The organism is Gluconobacter roseus NBRC 3990 (assembly GCF_006538885.1).
GTDB classification, from domain to species: Bacteria; Pseudomonadota; Alphaproteobacteria; order Acetobacterales; family Acetobacteraceae; genus Gluconobacter; species Gluconobacter roseus.
The window spans coordinates 106,378-124,391 of sequence record NZ_BJLY01000002.1 but is presented as its reverse complement, the minus strand read 5'-3'; the positions used below and the strand labels follow the sequence as shown (position 1 = coordinate 124,391).

The following is an 18,014-nucleotide window of genomic DNA, read 5'->3' as shown; positions in this document are numbered from 1 at the left end:
GTTCGGCAACTTCATAAAAACTTCATTCCGCAACAAAGAATGAGCGGACACAGGACCGTTTTGCCGATCCCATGCCCGCTCATCCTAATCAATGCGAAAGCTGCGTACTGTTCCGCGATCAGAAGTTGATCGAAGTCTTTACGTAATACATTCCGCCGTTGAAGCCATAAGGAGAGTAAGAAGCATACTTCGCCAGACCCTGCTGTGTATTGGAAATCGAGGACGGCACACGTGTCGGGTACTTGTTGCCGATATTGTTGGCACCCACACCGATCGTCCAGCGCGGCAGGATCTTGTAGTCCACTTCAAGATTGGTCAGCAGAGCCGGGTTCTGCATGAACGGCACGCTGCCCGGACCCGTCGGGGCAGCCATGTAGATGATCGAACCGTAACGCATTTCCTGCACAAACACCGACCATTTGCCATAGGTCCAGTTCACGCTGATCTGCTCACGGTTCTTCGGCGCCGAGTGCAGTACGACCTGCTTGGTATACTCGTTGACAAAGTTCTCTCTTGCCGAACGGATTTCCGTATCGGCGAAGTTAATGCCCATTGCAAACCGGAACTGACCCAGATGCTGCGTATGGAGCGTATAATCGGCGCTGAAATCACCACCGAAAGTCTGGGTGTTGTAGAGGTTGGCGTAGTAGGACAGTGACGTCGCGCTCTCGAGATTGTTCTGTGCGAGCAGGTTCATGAGCACGGAATCATTCGAGTTCACGCTGTAGGTCTTGGTGCTTCCCAGACGGGAATTGATGGCGATGTAATAAAGATTTCCCGTCACATGGAAATCATTCACCGGCGTCGCATCAAGTCCGATGCTGTAGCTGCGGGAATACTCGCCCTTCATGCTGCCCGAGCCAAGATACTTGGCAATCGTGCTGTTGGCCGGGACCTGATCGACCGTATAGCCAGGGTAAGGCGCCGAATAGAAATAGGACATCTCGCCCAGCGTCGGCGGACGATAGCCTGAGTTGATGTTAGCGCGCACAGCCCAGCGCTTGGTGAAGTTGTATCGCGTGCCGACCGATCCGGTCTCAACAGTCGCCAGGTTGTTATAGCTGGCAACACGCCCGCCCAGCGTCCATTCCCACTTCTTGGTCAGATAGAAGTCGAGATTGGCGAAACCTTCATAGACATCGCGGTTCTGATTGGTCACAGCCATCGGAACGTTACCCGGATGGTCAGTGGCGCCCAGCCCTTCCCAGGAGGCGGTCTCACCTTCCGTCATCTGGAACGTGTCATGCCGGTACTCGGCACCGAACTTCAGATCGATCGGCCGCGGCAGCAGGCCCGTATGAAAGGAGCGTGACCCACGGATGCCGCTAGTCAGTTCGGTCGCGATGGACGAACCGTCATAGAATGAGGTCTGGGTGCTGTCCGGCAGGGAGACGTTCTCGGAATCCTTGGTGCCGTATTTCTGCGCATCGCGCCCGAACGTCACATACGCATCCCACGCGAAACCGAACTTGTGAGTGCGGATACCATTATCCGTCTCAAAGTCGTACTGGTCCATCGTGATGTAAGGCTGATTGCCGTTGGGATACAGATCGGTATTGATCCACATATCCGAATCCGCAGCGCTCCGATACGTCTCAGCCACATTGGCGCGGCGGTGCGAGAACGTGGATGTGCTGTAGGCGCTGAACCCATGCCCCAGCGGGAGAGACATGTTCTCGCTCAGTGTCTCAAGCGTGGATTTCGGAATACCAAGCCCGCGCTGGACGTCGCGGTTCGCGGTCTCGTTGCGGGAATCACTGAACAGCGTGCCGTAGAAATCCCCACCACGCGTCGTGGGAAGCTGATGCGTCACCTGAGCCGCAAGGTCGAGATAGCCGCCGTTATTGCCCAGGGCCATGCCATAATTGGCCGAGCCATCAAGCCCCTGACCGTCACCGGCATAATAACCGCTGTTCTTGAAGTTGATGCTGCCACCATGCGTATCGCGCTTGAGCACGATATTGACTGCGCCTGCGATGGCATCCTGCCCGTAAAGCGCCGAAGCCCCTTCCGTGATGACTTCGATATGATCAATGGCGGAGACAGGAATCAGCGAAATATCGCTTGGCTCACTGCCCCAGTTCGTACCGGCATTGGAATTGAAATTCGCACCGATATGGCGGCGGTGACCGTTGACGAGGATCAGTGTATCGTCCGGAGACTGCCCGCGAAGCTGCATCGTCTGGACAAACGCACTCGCGCCACCGCCCGGCAGAGCCGCGGTCGTGATCGCAGGGTTGGCCTGCGCCAGAGCGGACAGGACATTGCTCTGACCCGTCTTGAGAAGTTCGGCGCCCGTCACCACGGTCACCTGCGTCGTGCTGTGACGCGCCGTTACCGGTGAGAAGACGGAGTTCGTCTGCCGTCCACCGACGCGGATACTTTCAGTTGCTTCAGCCTGAAGCGATGTCGGAGCGCGATGGACCGGTGCTTTACTCCGCACAGGAGCAGCGTTCGCACTCTTCTTGATGACCTTGTGGTGTTTTACCGGCTCGGATGCTGCAGTCGATGCTGCAAGAACGATATCCGGCATGAATGCGCCCAGTGCAGCACTTGCGACCAGACAGAGTTTCCAATTTGACCCAATCAACATTGCATCCCTCTCAAGTCGCCGGAATCCCGATACGAAAGCATGAGTTTATGGTACGGATACGTTATGTTTTGGCGTCATATGGATTAGTTATATTCCAATTTCGCAACGAGGACGCATGAAAATTACGTCTCAGGGCAGACAGCCGGAAGATAGAGTGCTCTACCGCATGAGCTTAAAAAAACCGCCATATTCCTGTAACTTTATTGACGCCCCTCCCCGATAGGCAGACTATCGGGGCAGGTTTGTTTACCCGAGGAGATGGATCAGTTGGATATCAGGCGTCTGCAGGCCTTCGTAAAGATCATTGACCTCGGCAGCATTTCACGCGCTGCCGACCTGCTGAACATCGCCCAGCCAGCACTCAGCCAGCAGCTCGCGGCGCTTGAAAGTGCGTTCCGCCAGAAGCTGGTGATCCGCAGCAAGAGCGGCGTTACCCCGACCATCGCCGGATCCGTCCTCTACCGCCATGTCCAGATCCTGAGCAAGCAGTTCGACCGGGCCATGGTCGAGATCACGCAAGGCGATGGTCCGCTTGTCGGCAAGGTTTCCGTAGGTCTTTCTCCTTATAGTGCCGGTTCCACGCTTTCCGTCGAGCTTCTGCGCCGTATCCGCGAGGACCTTCCGGGTATCATCCTGCATCTGACCGAGAGCTTTGACGACATCTACAGCGAACTCGTCATGACCGGCCGTCTGGATATGGCGGTCATTCATGGCTCCGGCCCCATGAAAGGCGTCAGCTTCACGCCGCTGATGAAGGAAGAGTTCTTCCTTCTCGCCCCCCATGCACTTGAAATCCCCCACGACAGCGATGATGCGGTCCAGCTTGCAGACGTTACGGACATTCCACTTCTGGTCCCTCCGAAACACAACTTTGTCCGCAAGGCCATCGACATGGCCTTCATACGCAAAGGACTGGAACCGACTATCGTTGCGGAGATCGAAGCCCTGACAACGCTTCAGGGTGCAATTCAGGAAGGGATCGGCAGCACCATCCTTCCTTGGTCGGTCGCCAGCCGCATTGCGGTCGAGGGCAAATCGCGGATCTATGCCCTGCGCAATCCTGTCATCAGCGAGAACGTCTCGCTCTGTATTCCGGAACTCGTACCTGAAACCGAAGCCTCGGTTGCCGTGCGGGAACGCCTGATCGACCTTGCCCGGGCCATGGCGTCATCGCACAACTGGCCCGGAACGCACCCGACTACATAGTGGCCGCACTCGCCCTTCCGACATTGGGCTGCGTCAGGAACTCAGGCCGCAGCAGATGGGCAAGCTCTGTCTCGGACAGCAGTTTTTCCTGAAGCACAAGTTCGGAGACCGTCCGGTTCTCCGACAGGGCCCGTCGGGCAATCTGCGAGCAGGTGTCATATCCCAGTACGGGCACGAGCGCGGTGACAATGCCGATGTTCCGCTCGAACAGGTAACGGCACTGGTCGGCATCCGCGGCGATGCCGGCAACGCATTTCGTTGTCAACAGCGTCACCGCCGAGGTCAGCGTCTTCAGGGACGAAAACAGGCAGTATCCGATCATGGGCTCAAACGGATTTAGCTGGAACTGCCCGCCTTCGGCACACATGCCAAGCGTGACATCATATCCTGCGACGAGATACGCAATCTGATTGACGGCCTCCGGAATGACCGGATTGATCTTTCCGGGCATGATCGATGATCCCGCCTGCACGGCTGGCAGCGTGATTTCGCCAATGCCTGCCCGTGGCCCGCTGGAAAGCAGGCGCAGATCGCTTGAAATCTTGGACAGCTTGAGCGCAAGCCTCTTGAGGACACCCGAAAACAGGACGAAAGCCCCAACGTCCGAAGTCGCCTCGATCCTGTCAGCGGCGCCCGCCACAGCCAGACCAGTCAGCTTGCCAAGTTCTGCGACAACGGCGTCCGCATAACGCGGATCGGTATTCAGCCCCGTCCCGATCGCCGTCCCGCCCAGATTGACTGTCAGGAAAGTTGCGGACTGATCCCTGATATGGCGGATTTCCGTCTCGATTGCATGCTGAAAAGCTCTGAATTCCTGCCCGAGCGTCATGGGTACGGCATCCCGCAACTGCGTCCGCCCGACCTTCAGGATGGAGGCAAACTCATCGGCCTTCTTCCCGAATGCGCAGGCCAGATCTTCCAGCGCAGCCAGCAGGGGCCCTGTTGCGGCCAGTACGCCAAGCCTCAGTGCCGTGGGATAGACGTCGTTGGTGGACTGCGCCATGTTCACATGGTCATTCGGATGCAGAATGCGGTAATCGCCGGGCTTCTTTCCCTCCAGTTTCAGCGCCACGTTGGCGATCACTTCATTGACGTTCATGTTGGTGGACGTTCCCGCCCCACCCTGCATGGCATCCACGATGAAACTGCCGCGATAGTCATCGCTCTTCAGCAGAGCCTCGCAGGCTGCCTCAATCAGGTCGGCCCGCTTCTGATCCAGATATCCGAGCGCCCTGTTCGTGCGCGCCGCAGCCTGCTTGACCGTCACGAAAGCGCGGATAAACTTGGGAAAAGCACCAATCGTTTCACCGCTGATCGGAAAGTTCGCTGCAGCCCGGCTGGTATGAACGCCCCACAGCGCTGTCGCCGGAATCCGGACGTCTCCCAACAGGTCTTTCTCGACGCGGAAACCGGCTGGTGGCGGCATATCCGTCTGCTGTGGCATCATGTCGGTCAGAGCGTCTGACTGGAGTGCAGATGGCGTCATTTCGGATATCCAGAGCTGTAATTGAACCAGAGTACGACCCTTCGCCAAAAGGATCTGCAGAAGTCTTGCAACTCCTGACTGAGCGCGAGCCTATTATTGCGACTTCGATTCAACCCCATATGATTGTGATATAGGGTCAGACAATTTTCGGCAGTATCTCGACGCCATCGAAACGACTTACGATACCTCCATTCGCGCACGCGCCCTTAACCCATGCGGCAATGGAGACCCATCGATGCCCGGTTTTGCTGATCGACTGAACGGAATTGGAGTTTCGGCCTCTGCCGCCATGACGGACAAGGCCCGCGAACTCAAGGCGGAAGGTCTGAAGATCGTCAGCCTTTCTTCCGGCGAGCCCGATTTCCCGACCCCTGACCATGTCGTGGACGCTGCCATTGCTGCGGCGCGTGGGGGGGACACGAAATATCCGCCACAGGACGGTAAACCCGCGCTCAAGAAGGCCGTGCAGGCCAAGTTTCTGCGGGAAAATCATCTTGACTATGCGCTGGACGAAATCCTCGTTGGTAATGGTGCCAAGCAGATCATTTTCGATGCCATGATGGCGACCTGCAATGCAGGAGACGAGGTCGTTCTCGCCTCTCCTTACTGGATCAGCTATTCCGATATTGCCCGCCTGTGCGGCGCAAAACCGGTACAGGTCCCCTGCCCGGCCGAAGACAATTTCCGCCTGTCCGCCAAAGCGCTGGACGCGGCCATCACGCCGAAGACCAAATGGCTTCTGCTGAACTTCCCCAACAATCCGACCGGTGCCTGCTGCCCGCGTGAGGACATGGAAGAAATCGCCGCCGTTCTCCTGAAACATCCGCATGTCTGGATCATGACGGACGACATCTACGAGCACCTGATCTATGACGATTTCGAGTTCTGCACCATCGCCGAAGTCGAACCCCGTCTGAAAGATCGCGTGCTAACGGTCAATGGTGTCTCCAAGGCCTATGCCATGACCGGCTGGCGTGTCGGATATTGCGGCGGCCCGCGTGATCTGATCGCCGCCATGAACAACATGCAGGGCCAGTCAACAAGCGGCATCAACACCATCGCCCAGGCTGCCGCCATTGCCGCCCTGGAAGGTCCGCAGGATTTCCTGAAGGAGCGTGCCGCGGAGTACCAGTCCCGCCGCGATCTGGTGGTTGGTCTGCTGAACGAGATTCCCGGCGTGACCTGCCACACGCCGCAGGGCGCGTTTTACGTCTATCCGGAGATCGGCGCCTGCCTCGGCAAGACCACGCCGAAGGGCCGGCATCTCGCAACAGACGCTGATTTCGTCATGGCGCTTCTGGAAGAAAAGCAGGTTGCATCCGTCCAGGGCGGCGCCTACGGCATGAGCCCGTTCTTCCGCATTTCCTATGCGACCGACCGGGAAACGCTGAAGGAAGGCTGCCGCCGCATCGCAGACTTCATCGCGTCCCTGACCTGAACGAAAAACGAGGAAGCCTCACGGCTTCCTCGTTCTATAGACCCGATATGCTTTACCGCGATCAGACAGTCGGCTCGATCCGTACGACAACGGCACCATAGCCGGTCAGCACACCATCCTGTCCGACAACCTCCACGACCGTTCCCTCGATAGGAACCGTAACCGGAACCTGCAGGGTTCCGATCCGCATCTGGGCCACAACATCGCCCTGCCGTACCAGCGTTCCGATTTCCGCCAGTTCCGTCAGCGCCAGCACTCCGAAATAAGGTGCCTTGACCGCCAGATCCGTCTGCATTGCCTCAGCAGGCGCTGACGGGACGCCAGAAGTCGGCACATGTGATGCAGAAGCAGAAGCATCCACGCGCAGAAAGCATCGCGCGCCCTTGCCGTCTGAAAGCTCGATCGTCTCCAGCCCTGCCTGAACCAGCAGATCTGCAATCCGTGCGAGATCGTCTGAAGACGGGATTCCTTCAAACACCGGTACCTGATTTTCCACTGTGCTCATGATGGTGACCTCTCTGCCAGCCAGCGTTCGAGATAGTGGATATCGACGCCACCCTCCTGAAACTGCGGATCAGCCAGCAGATCCTGATGCAGCGCGATATTGGTCGAAATACCCTCGACCCGCATCTCGGCCAGCGCCACCCGCATCCGGGCAATCGCCTGTTCACGCGTTGCCCCATAGCTGATGATCTTGCCGATCAGGGAGTCGTAGTAAGGCTGAACCGTGTAATTGCTGACCACATGCGTATCGACGCGAATACCCGGCCCACCCGGAAGATCCCACCGCGTCACCGTTCCCGGAGACGGCATGAACGTTGCCGCATCTTCCGCATTCAGACGGCATTCGATCGCATGGCCCTGCATCAGGATATCTTCCTGACGCAGATCCAGCGTCTCACCCTGCGCGACCCGAAGCTGCTGCGCCACGATATCAATACCGGTCGTCTCTTCCGTAATGGGATGCTCGACCTGCACGCGGGTATTCATCTCGATAAACGCGAAGATCCCGTCTTCATACAGGAACTCGAACGTCCCCGCCCCGCGATAGCCAATCTGGCGGCAGGCCTGAACACAGCGCTCCCCGATTTCGGCGATCGTTTCGGGCGGAATGCCGGGCGCCGGTGCTTCTTCCAGAACCTTCTGGTGACGCCGCTGCAGGGAACAGTCCCGTGCCCCGAGCCACAGCGCGGTGCCATGCGTGTCACACAGGACCTGGATTTCCACATGGCGCGGCTTCTGCATGTATTTTTCAAGATACAGCGTCGGATTGCCGAAAGCCTGCTGGGCCTCCTTGGCCGTCAGGGCCACGGCATCATCCAGTTCGTCCACACTGTGAACGACCCGCATGCCACGGCCACCGCCGCCGCCGGATGCCTTGACGATCACCGGAAAGCCAACCTCAAGCGCGATAGCCCGGACCTCTTCCGCAGAAGACGGCAACGGCCCGTCGGATCCCGGCACGCAGGGCACACCCGCATCGCGCATGGCCCGCTTTGCCGTAATCTTGTCGCCCATCATGCGGATGGAGGCACCCGTGGGTCCAACAAAGGTCAGACCGGCCGCTTCCACCGCATCCGCAAAATCCGCATTTTCAGAAAGGAAGCCATATCCCGGATGAATGGCCCCCGCTTCCGTCACCTTCGCGGCAAGAAGCAGGCCTTCCATATCGAGGTAGCTTTTGGAAGCTGCCGCCGGACCGATGCACAGCGCCACATCCGCTTCATGAACGTGACGGCTGTCCGCATCCGCTTCCGAATAGACGGCGACGGTCTCCAGTCCAAGCTGACGACAGGCGCGCTGTATCCGCAGGGCAATTTCCCCGCGATTGGCAATCAGAACTCTTTTGAAACGCTGCATGTCACTCATACCAGGCGGAACAGAGGCGTTCCCATGTCAACTTCCGTGCCGGCAGCCACGAGGATCTCTTCAACCATACCCGCAGCCGTCGCGCGGACCGGATTGAAAACCTTCATGGCCTCGAGCAGCCCAACCTGCTGCCCTGCCTCGACCTTCTGACCGACAGTGACGTAAGGCGGCGCATCCGGCGACGGAGCGAGGTGAAAGACACCGTAGGACGGCGCGGTGATGAGGGTCTCGGCTGCCTTGGGTGCTGTCGTCACGGGCGATGGAGCCGGTGATGCGACAGGGGTCTTTGCCTCTACCGGAGCCGGAGCGGTCGCCACAGGCGACACACCTGTCTTTCCACCACCCTTCGCAAGACGGATCCTGCGACCGTTTTCCTCAATCTCAAGCTCCGCAATCGGAGCCTGAGCCATGAGATCGATCAGGCGTCTGATCTGTGAGATATCCACTGATATCAGGCCGGATCAGAGGTTTTCTTCGCAAAGTTCAGACCGCCCACGACCTGCATCGTCGGCAGCACTTCCATGAAGCTGACATTCATGCGCTGGGGAGCCAGAACCGCAAACACCACCGAGTTGGCAATGTCTTCCGGCAGCAGGGACTCATACTCGTCAAAGAAGCGCTTCTTTGCCTCGGCCATGTCTCCAATCAGACGGCCGAAAACTTCCGTTTCCACACGAGCCGGCGAGACTTCCGTCACCCGGATGTGACGGCCGAACAGATCACAGCGCAACTGCTGGGACAGCGAATGCACACCGGCCTTCGTCGCATGATAGACCGTATTGCCGCCGGCAAAGGCATAGTGACCGGCAATGGAACTAATGTTCACGATATGCCCGCGATCCCGCTCGATCATTCCCGGCACCACCAGACGCGTCAGCTGCAGGACGGCACGCAGGTTCACGTCCACCAGAGCGTCGATGTCCTCAGGCGTCGTCTTGGTGATGTTGCCCGTGCGGGACTGGCCGGCATTGTTGATCAGGACGTCCACTTCCAGACCGGCGATCAGTGCCTCAAGCCCTGCCTGATCCGACACGCTGACAGCATGGGGAATGCAGCCCGTTTCGCTGGCCAGCGTCTCAAGGCGCTTCGCATCGCGGGCCAGGGCATGAACTTCAATGCCGCTTTCGCTCAGCCGCCGAACAATGGCAGCGCCGATGCCGGAAGAAGCGCCAGTAACGAGAGCGGTGCGGTAAGGAGTATTGCTCATGCGAGTGAGACCCATTGCTGGAGGACAGGAAGAGACCGCCGTCAGCGCCGCATGAAATACGGAACATCCGGCAGGAGTATTATTCCGACGCTAATGGAGTTATTTCATAAACACCAAGAGCCGTTCGTTCTTGCCCCATAACATAATCCGATGGAACCCTCGCTCGACCCTTAAGAACCATAAGATTATCCGATGCCCTCAAACGCCGAATTGCTCTGGTCATCATCTGCATGCCGGTCATATCGTTTCGTTACCGCCTCAAAAGCGGCTTTGAGACAATGAGACGGAACCGTCACAGCCCGGGAACTGCATGTTTTGACCGCAGACACGCTCCTCACACCGGACCGGCATCACGCCACCAACGCCCCGGTCATCAGCATGATGGGTACACGCGCCATGCTGTTCGAAGCCCCCGGCGAATTCACCATGCGGCAGCAGCAGCGGATCTGGGCCCTCATCGCCCATACCGAAAACCGCCCCGACATCCAGGAACTTGTCCCCGGCGTCACGAACCTGCTCCTGATCTTCACCCATGCCCCCGAGCATCCTGAACAGATCGCAGACTGGCTCCGGAACGCCTGGGAGACGCTCCCGCCCCGCCAGATTGAAGGACGGCTCTTCGAAGTGGGTGTACAGTATGGCGGCGCGCTGGGTGACGATCTGGCGGCGGTTTCTGCCCATACGAGCCTGCCTCCAGAAGAGGTCATCCGGCTTCATCATGAAGGCGAATACACGGTCTGTGCCGTGGGAAGCGCACCGGGTTTCGGTTACCTGCACGGGCTGAATCCCCGCATCGCGACGCCGCGGAAATCCGTGCCCTCCCTCAACATGCCGGCAGGAACCGTGACGATTGGCGGGATGCAGGCCGGAATTTCCGCGCTGACTGGTCCCAATGGCTGGAATTCCATTGGCTATACGGAAATCTGCCTTTTCGATCCGCATCGCAGTTCTCCTTCCCTCTTTGCCATTGGCGATCGTATCCGCTTTTACCCGGAGAGCATTGAGCTGTGATCACGATCCTCGAGACCGCGCCCCTGAATACAATTCAGGATCTGGGGCGCCCGGGATATCGGAATCTCGGTGTCGGCAGTTCGGGCGTCATGGACCCCTTGGCCCTGAAAGTCGGGAACATTCTTCTGGGTAACGAGCCGGGTGCTGCCTGCATCGAGCTTCAGACCTACCCATTCATCATCCGGTTCGAGACACCGACCAGTTTTGCTGTTACGGGCATTGATGCGCCGCTGACACTGGACGGCGTGCCTGTGCTTGCATGGTCTGTCGAGACTGCTGCTCCCGGACAGGTCCTTCAGGTTGGCATCCCGAAAAAGGGTGCCCGGGGCTATGTCTGTGTAAGCGGCGGTATTGACGTGCCCGTTGTGCTCGGCTCACGCAGCACGCAGCTCCGGGGCAGCTTCGGTGGCATCGAAGGACGTTTTCTGGAAGCCGGGGACGAGCTTGTAACGCAGCCTGCAACGGGACATCTCTCCGGCTACGGCGCGGTCCCCCCTGCCCGCATCCTTGATACAGGACCGTGCGAAGAAAAAACCGTGCTCCTGCGCGCGATCCCCGGAACGGATTACGCCCGTTTCACGGAGGATTCCCGCGAGCGTTTCTGGAACCATCCCTGGCGGATCACGCCACAGAGTAACCGTGTCGGTTATCGCCTCAGTGGCGCGCCTCTGACTTTGCATGATCGGGTCGAACTGCGGTCCTACGGCATCATTCCGGGGATCGTGCAGGTTCCGCCAGCCGGCGAACCCATTGTTCAGCTTGCAGATGCCAACACAGCAGGTGGCTATCCGCGGATCGCAACTGTCATCGAAGCCGACCTCTGGCGCCTGGGTCAGGCCCGGATCGGGACAGCCATCCGCTTTGTGGAATGCAGCCACGAGGCCGGTGTTGAAGCCGAACAGCCAATCAGCCACTACCTTGATGATCTGCGCCTGATGGTGGCCCATTACCGCGCGTCCTGTCAGTCACGAAACGGCGTCAAATCCGGAGGCAAAGCATGAAGATCGATCTCAATTCCGATATGGGCGAAGGCTTTGGTCGCTGGCGGATCGCGGATGATAACGGGCTGATGGATGTCATCTCGTCCGCAAACGTGGCCTGCGGCTTCCATGTCGGTGACTACGCGATCATGAACCGGACCGTTCAGCTCGCCAAGGAAAAAGGCGTCGGGATCGGCGCACATCCGGGCCTGCCCGATCTCATGGGATTTGGTCGTCGTGCCATGTCCATCTCGGATGCCGATATGGAAGCCATGATGGTCTACCAGATCGGAGCACTTCAGGCCGTTGCCGCCCTGCACGGCCATCGCGTAACCCATGTCAGCTACCATGCCGCCTTTGGGAATATGGCTAATGCCGATGAAGGGCTCGCATTGCGGCTTGCCCGCGCCATTGCGGCTCTGGACAGGGAACTGACGGTGTTCTGCATGCCCGGACAGCTTACCGAGCGTGCGGCGGACAAGGCTGGCATCCGCGCCCAGACCCTTTTCCTTGCAGATCGTGCTTATACAAGCCTCGGCACCCTTGTGCCTCGCGGGCAGCCCGGTGCCGTCATCCACGACCTTGATGCCGTCCGGGCACGTGTCAGACAGTTCCTTGAGGACGGCTCCGTCACGACTTCGGTCGGTTCACGGCTTGAAGTGAAGGCGCAGTCCATTCTGGTGCACAGCGATACTCCGGGATCGCTGGAACTGGCCAAGGCCATTCGTTCGGAAATTGAAGCGACCGGCGCAGTCCTGACGCCAGCCTTCCAGCTGCATGACTGACAGCCATAAGAAATTCTTATTACGCCGCCGGAAGTTCCTATAGCCGGATTTCGCAAACATGCATTACGTTTTCATAACGTAGCAGGAGATCATTCCTGCATCAGTTTCGGGCCTGTTATAAAAGCACTGCTGCGTCAGTATCGTGCATCGGGGTATGAGTTAAAATGAAGCATGATCTGAAACGCGGTGCAGTGCTTCTGGCTTCAGCCACGTTTTTCGTTGCGGCCCTGAATGCACTGCAGAAACTGACAGGCTCGAGACTTCCTGCTCTTGAAATCATATTCTTCCGCAACCTGTTTTCGCTTCCCTTTGTTCTTCTGATTGCTTCCAGAACGGGGATTATTCTCAAGACGCATCACTTCGGTGGCCATCTCATCCGCTCCGTCGTAGGCCTGATCAGCATGATCATGGTCGTCATCACCGTGACGCGTCTGCCACTGGCGGAACAGCAGGTCCTTTCCTACACACAGCCCCTGTTTCTGGTTCTGCTCTCGATCCCGCTGCTGCATGAACGTCCGTCCCTGCAGCGCTGGATTGCGGTGCTGATCGGGTTTGCCGGCGTCGTGGTGGTTGCTCTCGGGAAAGGGCTGCTCAACACGGACGCAACATCCGTCTCCACCGTCATCTATCTGCTTGCGCTGGCCCAGGGCGCCGTCGGTGCGCTGACGACCATGCAGATCCGCCAGCTTTCGGCCACGGAAGCCAGTACAACCATCTCGCTCTGGCAGGCCATTCTCATGACCGTCATGACCGCAGCCCCGCTCCCGTTCATCTGGGTCACGCCTGGCTGGCAGGACGCCCTGTGCCTGGTGGTTGTGGGGGCGTTCGCAGGCATTGCCCAGGTCCTCCAGACGGAGGCCTTTGCCTCCACGCAGGTCTCAGCCATCGGGCCCTTTGCCTATACGGGCCTGCTCTGGGCCGCGATCATCGGCTGGTTTGGCTTTGGCGAAGTTCCAAGTGCTGCCATGGCTCTGGGTGCACTTCTGATCATCGGATCCGGCATCTGGATGCTGCGTCATGACCGGGCTTCGAAAGCAAAGACAACAGTAACCGCAACAGTCGAAGCGGCCGAGGGCTCCTGACCACTCGTCCGTTTTCTCTTTCCATCAAGTCCTGATTTCAGATTCCATCCGAAACGACAGAAATTCCCGGAGAACGGCAGCGTGACAACAGCCCAGGCCACAACCTCCATATCCCGAAAACGTAACGTTCCGTCTCGCTACATATTCTTTTTTCTTGTCTTCTTGATGTATGTCATCAGCTATGGCGACCGCGCAGCCCTCTCCATCGCCCTTCCCACGCTGGGTAAGGAATTCACGCTTTCTCCCGTACAGATGGGATGGGTCTCGTCCAGCTTCCTGTGGTCGTATTTCCTGCTGAACCTGCCCTCAACGATGCTTCTGGACCGCAAGGGAGCGCGCCTGATCGGCAGTCTGGCTGTCTCACTCTGGTCTTTTGCCATGCTTCTGGGCGGGATGGTTCATAACATCACGCAGTTTCTGATGACCCGTGTTCTGCTTGGTGTTGGTGAAGCCCCGACCTTCGGTGTCGGCGCCACTGTCGTCCGCAACTGGGCACTTCCGAAGGAGCGTGGCTCCGTCATGACGGTCCTGCTCACTGGCATGCAGCTTGGTCTGGCTGGCGGCACGATCGCCGGTGCCTATCTGATTGACCTGTTCGGCTGGCGCTTCGAGTTCATGGCGCTTGGTGTCATCGGGCTGATCTGGGCCGCGATCTGGTGGAAAATCTATCGTGCCCCGGCCGAGAAAGCCGCCGCCCCTGCCCACGCTCCTTTCTCTTTCACCGCTGCCCGGAACCTTTTCCGTTCCCCGTCTTTTCTGGGCATTCTCGTTGTCCAGTGCACCCAGAACTACCTGAACTTTCTGGTCATGTCCTGGATGCCGCTTTACCTCATCCACGAACTTCATATCGATATTACGGGAACAGGAACGCGAACGGCGCTCTGTTATCTGTCCGCAGCACTTGGCGCCGTCATTATCGGGCGTGTTCTTGAACACATCACGTTCCGCAACGGTATTCACCCGCCTTATCGCCGGTTTATCGTGGCCATCTGCCTTGCAGGCGCCGCCATAATCGGCTTCCTCCCGCATTTCCATACCATGACGCCGATCCTCCTGATCCTCGGAGGCTCGCTTGCCTGTCTGATCGCAGCAAACGGGGCCAACACAGCACTGCTGACGGACCTGATCGAAGATGGGGACAAGATCGGAACGGTGACCGGCGTCACCCTGACCTGTAGCAATTCTCTGGGACTGTTTGCCCCGATCGTTACAGGGTACATCGTGTCTTATACGGGCCGTTTTGATATGGCCTGGTATATGTGCTCGGCCACGCTGATTGTCGCGGGGCTTCTTTCGCTTCTGCTGGTCCGGGCGCCAATCTCAATGCATCGCCCATAGTCAAATCTGAAACTGCCAGAAACACGAAACGGCCTGCATCCTGCCTGTTGTCAGCAGAATGCAGGCCGTTTTTCGTTAGCAGACCTTAGTTTCCGAGCGAACGATCCACGGAACGGCCAGCGCGTTCAACCGGACCCTTCGGCGGGTCTACCGTATCGCGAACCTTTTCCCCGAAGGTCCGGTGATGCTCACACGCCGTCAGGGTAACGCAGGATACTGAGAGAGCCAGCAGAAGCAGGATTGATTTACGCATACAGACGATCCTTGGAAAGCGGTTAGGCCTGATGAAACGGCGCTGTCCGCATTCAGTTCCCTCCATGGAACAAACAGGAATGTATACTTGCTCAGGGTCGAGCCATTTTGGCGCCAGCCCTCTAGGGGAAGCGCAATACCGCTTTCTGATGCTATCGTAAGATAGGCGACACTGATCTGCAAAGAGTGTTCAGAAAGCGATGGATACCAGACATGCCCGCCAAAGCGGGCAATACAAATGGGCTCTGTCGCAAAACAGTCATGTTACAATGATCGCATCTCCGCATTGACTCCCATAAATTTAGAAAAGGTAAACAACCCATGGATCAGTGATGTCTGATATGACTCTAGGCTCCTCAACGGAGGTCCATTCCCCATCACGCCCGAACATGAGCGGAGGCAATAAGCCCCTTCATGTCGCGCTTTTCTTCATGGTGCTGATCGGCGCGCTGGGGTTTGCGGCGTTCAGCATCCTGCACGACATGCATTCGGTCGGTGAAGGGGCGCTGGCGACGGGCACGTTCGTGATGCTCGGTATTGCCCTGATCATCGCCCTCGCCTTCGAGTTCGTGAATGGCTTTCATGATACGGCGAATGCTGTTGCGACGGTCATCTATACGCGAAGTCTGCCGCCGCTCGTCGCTGTCATCTGGTCCGGGTTCTGGAACTTCCTCGGGGTCGCACTCTCAACCGGTGCGGTGGCTTACAGCATCGTGACGCTCCTGCCGGTGGAACTGATCCTCCAGGCCGGAAGCAGCGCGGGTTACGCCATGATCTTCGCTCTGCTGATCGCGGCCATCGTCTGGAACCTTGTCACCTGGGCCTTCGGTATTCCCAACAGTTCCTCCCATGCGCTCGTCGGCTCGATCATGGGAGTCGGTCTGGCCAACCAGCTGATGTCACCGACCGGGGCTGCCACGCAGGGGGTTGACTGGGGACAGGTCGAAAAAGTCTTTTCCTCACTGCTTTTCAGCCCCATCTGCGGGTTCGCCATGGCCGCGCTGCTGCTGCTCGTCATGAAGCTTCTGGTGCGCAACAAGGCGCTGTATCGGGCACCTGAAGGCGACACTCCGCCGCCGCTGTGGATCCGCGCGCTACTGATCTTCACCTGCACCGGTGTTTCTTTCTCGCATGGTGGCAATGACGGACAGAAGGGCATGGGTCTGATCATGTTGATCCTGATTGGTGCGGCTCCCACGGCCTATGCGCTGAACCGGGCAATGCCGGAAAGCGCCATGCCGGCCTTCATCCAGTCCTCCGCCGAAGCCGAAAAGATTTTTCTGACCCACGCGCCGAGCCCGTCAGTTTCGCTGACCGCAGAGAATGCGCGTGAGATTGTCGGTGAGGGTCTGCGAGCAAAGTCCATTGCGTCGTCCACAACCTATGATGCGCTGGCCGTTCTGAGCAACGACATCTCCACTTCGGTCAGGACCTATGGTTCCATGAAGGCCGTTCCTGCAGCAGCCGTGCCGAACGTCCGTACGGACATGTATCTGGTCGCAGATGCCATCCGCGTCATGGGAGAGGCCGAGGGCTTCAGCCCGGCGGAAAAGAAGTCCCTGAAATCCTTCCAGTCCGAACTGTATCACGGCACCCGCTTCATCCCGCTCTGGGTCAAGGTCTCTGTCGCCATTGCTCTGGGACTTGGCACGATGGTCGGATGGAAGCGCATCGTCGTGACGGTCGGCGAGAAGATCGGCAAGACGCACATGACCTATGCCGAGGGCGCATCGGCTGAAATCGTAGCCATGACGACCATCGGTCTGGCTGAAGGTTATGGCCTGCCTGTTTCCACGACGCATATCCTGTCCAGTGGCGTTGCCGGGACGATGGCGGCCAATGGCTCCGGCCTTCAGTTCTCCACATTGCGCTCCATGGCGCTCGCCTGGGTCACCACCCTGCCCGCCGCCATGGCCATTGCGGGACTGCTTTACGTCCTGTTCCGTCAGATCTTCTGAGCAGACCTGAACACATCGTGCGGGTTACATATCCGCACGATGCTGCTGATACAGATGCCAGCTCAGGAGACAATGTGCATTGGGTGTATGGCGTGGCATCTCGTCCAGCGACACGATGCAGACCGTCGTATGCTCGTGCTCATTGGCCAGCCCGCCCTTGCGATCGATCAGGTCCCGAAGTTCAGCCCGGCCAAGAACAATATCGACCGCATAAAGCATCATTTCCTCGCTGCTCCCACCGGGGGACAGAAGCACAGGCGTTTCGCGCAGTCTGAATGGCTTGCTGACCTTCAGGTGCAGTCCCGTCTCTTCCTGCAATTCGCGGATGGCAGCAATTTCGGCGGTCTCATCATCAATCACGCCAGCCGGAAGGGCCGTTACCATCTGCCCTGCCGGAAGCCGCGCTTCCCGCACCAGAATGACGTATTTCTCAGCAGGCGCTTCCTTTACGCTGACAACCGGCATGATGGAGACTGTCGCATCCCGCAAAACGGCACAGCATGGCATCTTCGCGCCGTTATTCCAGGCATCGGCTTCAACAACAACAAACCCGACGCCCGAGCCGAACATCAGCACATCACGAACAAAGACGGAGTGAAGGTCAAAATGCGTACGGGTCTTGCTGATCCATTCTGAAAACAGTCTGGCGTTCAGAACTTTCTGCTGGATGTCCTTGGAAATCGTCTCAGCAAACTGAACCGGAATATCCTGTATCGTCATAACCGCCCCCTGTCTTTCGCCCTGCGGGAAATAAGGGGCATGTCTCCTTTAGTTCCGACAGGGCAATTCCTCTGACAGACAGAACCGGT

General features: G+C 58.2%; 16 protein-coding genes. 8 read left to right on the top strand and 8 right to left on the bottom strand.

Annotated features, from left to right (window positions below; all coding sequences use genetic code 11):
- Positions 1–118: 118 nt before the first annotated feature.
- Positions 119–2,593, bottom strand: coding sequence for a TonB-dependent receptor plug domain-containing protein (locus GRO01_RS04495; protein ID WP_062508901.1), 2,475 nt, complete (start codon positions 2,591–2,593; stop codon positions 119–121).
- Between the two features lie 267 nt (positions 2,594–2,860).
- On the opposite strand from GRO01_RS04495, the gene GRO01_RS04490 reads away from it, so the two are divergent.
- Positions 2,861–3,799, top strand: a complete 939-nt coding sequence (locus tag GRO01_RS04490) for a LysR substrate-binding domain-containing protein (protein ID WP_062509059.1) — start codon at positions 2,861–2,863, stop codon at positions 3,797–3,799.
- On the opposite strand, the gene GRO01_RS04485 is transcribed toward GRO01_RS04490, so the two are convergent.
- Positions 3,792–5,285, bottom strand: a complete 1,494-nt coding sequence (locus tag GRO01_RS04485) for an aspartate ammonia-lyase (RefSeq protein ID WP_083541343.1) — start codon at positions 5,283–5,285, stop codon at positions 3,792–3,794. The two genes, GRO01_RS04490 and GRO01_RS04485, sit on opposite strands and share 8 nt — an antisense overlap.
- Positions 5,286–5,520: 235 nt before the next feature.
- Here GRO01_RS04485 and GRO01_RS04480 point away from each other — a divergent pair, with 235 nt between their 5' ends.
- Positions 5,521–6,723, top strand: coding sequence for a pyridoxal phosphate-dependent aminotransferase (locus GRO01_RS04480; RefSeq protein WP_062508902.1), 1,203 nt, complete (start codon positions 5,521–5,523; stop codon positions 6,721–6,723).
- A 61-nt stretch (positions 6,724–6,784) separates the two neighbouring features.
- Here the strand turns inward: GRO01_RS04480 and GRO01_RS04475 are convergent, their stop codons facing one another.
- The 4 genes from GRO01_RS04475 to GRO01_RS04460 are packed head-to-tail and all read right to left on the bottom strand — an operon-like array spanning position 6,785 to position 9,799.
- Positions 6,785–7,228, bottom strand: coding sequence for a hypothetical protein (locus GRO01_RS04475; protein ID WP_062508903.1), 444 nt, complete (start codon positions 7,226–7,228; stop codon positions 6,785–6,787).
- Positions 7,225–8,592 (bottom strand): acetyl-CoA carboxylase biotin carboxylase subunit, encoded by a 1,368-nt coding sequence (gene accC / locus GRO01_RS04470; protein ID WP_062508905.1) that lies wholly within the window; start codon positions 8,590–8,592, stop codon positions 7,225–7,227. Before accC ends, GRO01_RS04475 begins: the two co-directional genes overlap by 4 nt.
- A complete protein-coding gene (gene accB, locus GRO01_RS04465; RefSeq protein ID WP_062508907.1) occupies positions 8,589–9,038 on the bottom strand; it encodes an acetyl-CoA carboxylase biotin carboxyl carrier protein in 450 nt (149 codons plus the stop codon). Before accB ends, accC begins: the two co-directional genes overlap by 4 nt.
- Before the next feature lie 5 nt (positions 9,039–9,043).
- The gene (locus GRO01_RS04460) at positions 9,044–9,799 is read right to left on the bottom strand and encodes an SDR family oxidoreductase (protein ID WP_141306820.1); all 756 of its coding nucleotides are present in this window, start codon (positions 9,797–9,799) and stop codon (positions 9,044–9,046) included.
- 378 nt (positions 9,800–10,177) lie between these two features.
- Here GRO01_RS04460 and pxpB point away from each other — a divergent pair, with 378 nt between their 5' ends.
- From pxpB to GRO01_RS04435, 5 genes are all read left to right on the top strand, one after another.
- Entirely contained in the window at positions 10,178–10,810 is a 633-nt protein-coding gene (gene pxpB / locus GRO01_RS04455; RefSeq protein ID WP_083541354.1) for a 5-oxoprolinase subunit PxpB, read from the top strand.
- Positions 10,807–11,811 carry a 5-oxoprolinase subunit C family protein gene (locus tag GRO01_RS04450; RefSeq protein WP_062508913.1) on the top strand — a complete coding sequence of 335 codons (1,005 nt, stop codon included), beginning with the start codon at positions 10,807–10,809 and terminating at the stop codon, positions 11,809–11,811. The genes pxpB and GRO01_RS04450 overlap by 4 nt, the downstream gene beginning before the upstream one ends.
- Positions 11,808–12,575, top strand: a complete 768-nt coding sequence (locus tag GRO01_RS04445; RefSeq protein WP_062508915.1) for a LamB/YcsF family protein — start codon at positions 11,808–11,810, stop codon at positions 12,573–12,575. The genes GRO01_RS04450 and GRO01_RS04445 overlap by 4 nt, the downstream gene beginning before the upstream one ends.
- Positions 12,576–12,739: 164 nt before the next feature.
- The gene (locus GRO01_RS04440; RefSeq protein ID WP_062508917.1) at positions 12,740–13,657 is read left to right on the top strand and encodes a DMT family transporter; all 918 of its coding nucleotides are present in this window, start codon (positions 12,740–12,742) and stop codon (positions 13,655–13,657) included.
- 165 nt (positions 13,658–13,822) lie between these two features.
- Positions 13,823–14,995: an MFS transporter gene (locus tag GRO01_RS04435; RefSeq protein WP_141306818.1), complete on the top strand. Its 1,173-nt coding sequence runs from the start codon at positions 13,823–13,825 to the stop codon at positions 14,993–14,995.
- A gap of 85 nt (positions 14,996–15,080) precedes the next feature.
- Here GRO01_RS04435 and GRO01_RS13290 read toward each other — a convergent pair whose 3' ends face one another.
- Complete coding sequence (locus GRO01_RS13290) at positions 15,081–15,248, bottom strand: hypothetical protein (protein ID WP_165919968.1); 168 nt, start codon at positions 15,246–15,248, stop codon at positions 15,081–15,083.
- A 331-nt stretch (positions 15,249–15,579) separates the two neighbouring features.
- Here GRO01_RS13290 and GRO01_RS04430 point away from each other — a divergent pair, with 331 nt between their 5' ends.
- The gene (locus GRO01_RS04430) at positions 15,580–17,205 is read left to right on the top strand and encodes an inorganic phosphate transporter (protein WP_062508921.1); all 1,626 of its coding nucleotides are present in this window, start codon (positions 15,580–15,582) and stop codon (positions 17,203–17,205) included.
- Between the two features lie 24 nt (positions 17,206–17,229).
- Here GRO01_RS04430 and GRO01_RS04425 read toward each other — a convergent pair whose 3' ends face one another.
- Entirely contained in the window at positions 17,230–17,925 is a 696-nt protein-coding gene (locus GRO01_RS04425) for an NUDIX domain-containing protein (protein ID WP_062508923.1), read from the bottom strand.
- Positions 17,926–18,014: the final 89 nt, after the last annotated feature.

Coding starts and splice junctions, on each gene's coding strand:
- accC (WP_062508905.1), bottom strand. CDS start 8,592: ATGAGTGACATGCAGCGTTTCAAAAGAGTTCTGATTGCCAATCGCGGG.
- GRO01_RS04495 (WP_062508901.1), bottom strand. CDS start 2,593: ATGTTGATTGGGTCAAATTGGAAACTCTGTCTGGTCGCAAGTGCTGCA.
- pxpB (WP_083541354.1), top strand. CDS start 10,178: ATGATGGGTACACGCGCCATGCTGTTCGAAGCCCCCGGCGAATTCACC.
- GRO01_RS04480 (WP_062508902.1), top strand. CDS start 5,521: ATGCCCGGTTTTGCTGATCGACTGAACGGAATTGGAGTTTCGGCCTCT.
- GRO01_RS04475 (WP_062508903.1), bottom strand. CDS start 7,228: ATGAGCACAGTGGAAAATCAGGTACCGGTGTTTGAAGGAATCCCGTCT.
- GRO01_RS04435 (WP_141306818.1), top strand. CDS start 13,823: ATGTATGTCATCAGCTATGGCGACCGCGCAGCCCTCTCCATCGCCCTT.
- GRO01_RS04445 (WP_062508915.1), top strand. CDS start 11,808: ATGAAGATCGATCTCAATTCCGATATGGGCGAAGGCTTTGGTCGCTGG.
- GRO01_RS04440 (WP_062508917.1), top strand. CDS start 12,740: ATGAAGCATGATCTGAAACGCGGTGCAGTGCTTCTGGCTTCAGCCACG.
- GRO01_RS04425 (WP_062508923.1), bottom strand. CDS start 17,925: ATGACGATACAGGATATTCCGGTTCAGTTTGCTGAGACGATTTCCAAG.
- GRO01_RS04485 (WP_083541343.1), bottom strand. CDS start 5,285: ATGACGCCATCTGCACTCCAGTCAGACGCTCTGACCGACATGATGCCA.
- GRO01_RS13290 (WP_165919968.1), bottom strand. CDS start 15,248: ATGCGTAAATCAATCCTGCTTCTGCTGGCTCTCTCAGTATCCTGCGTT.
- GRO01_RS04460 (WP_141306820.1), bottom strand. CDS start 9,799: ATGAGCAATACTCCTTACCGCACCGCTCTCGTTACTGGCGCTTCTTCC.
- GRO01_RS04430 (WP_062508921.1), top strand. CDS start 15,580: ATGTCTGATATGACTCTAGGCTCCTCAACGGAGGTCCATTCCCCATCA.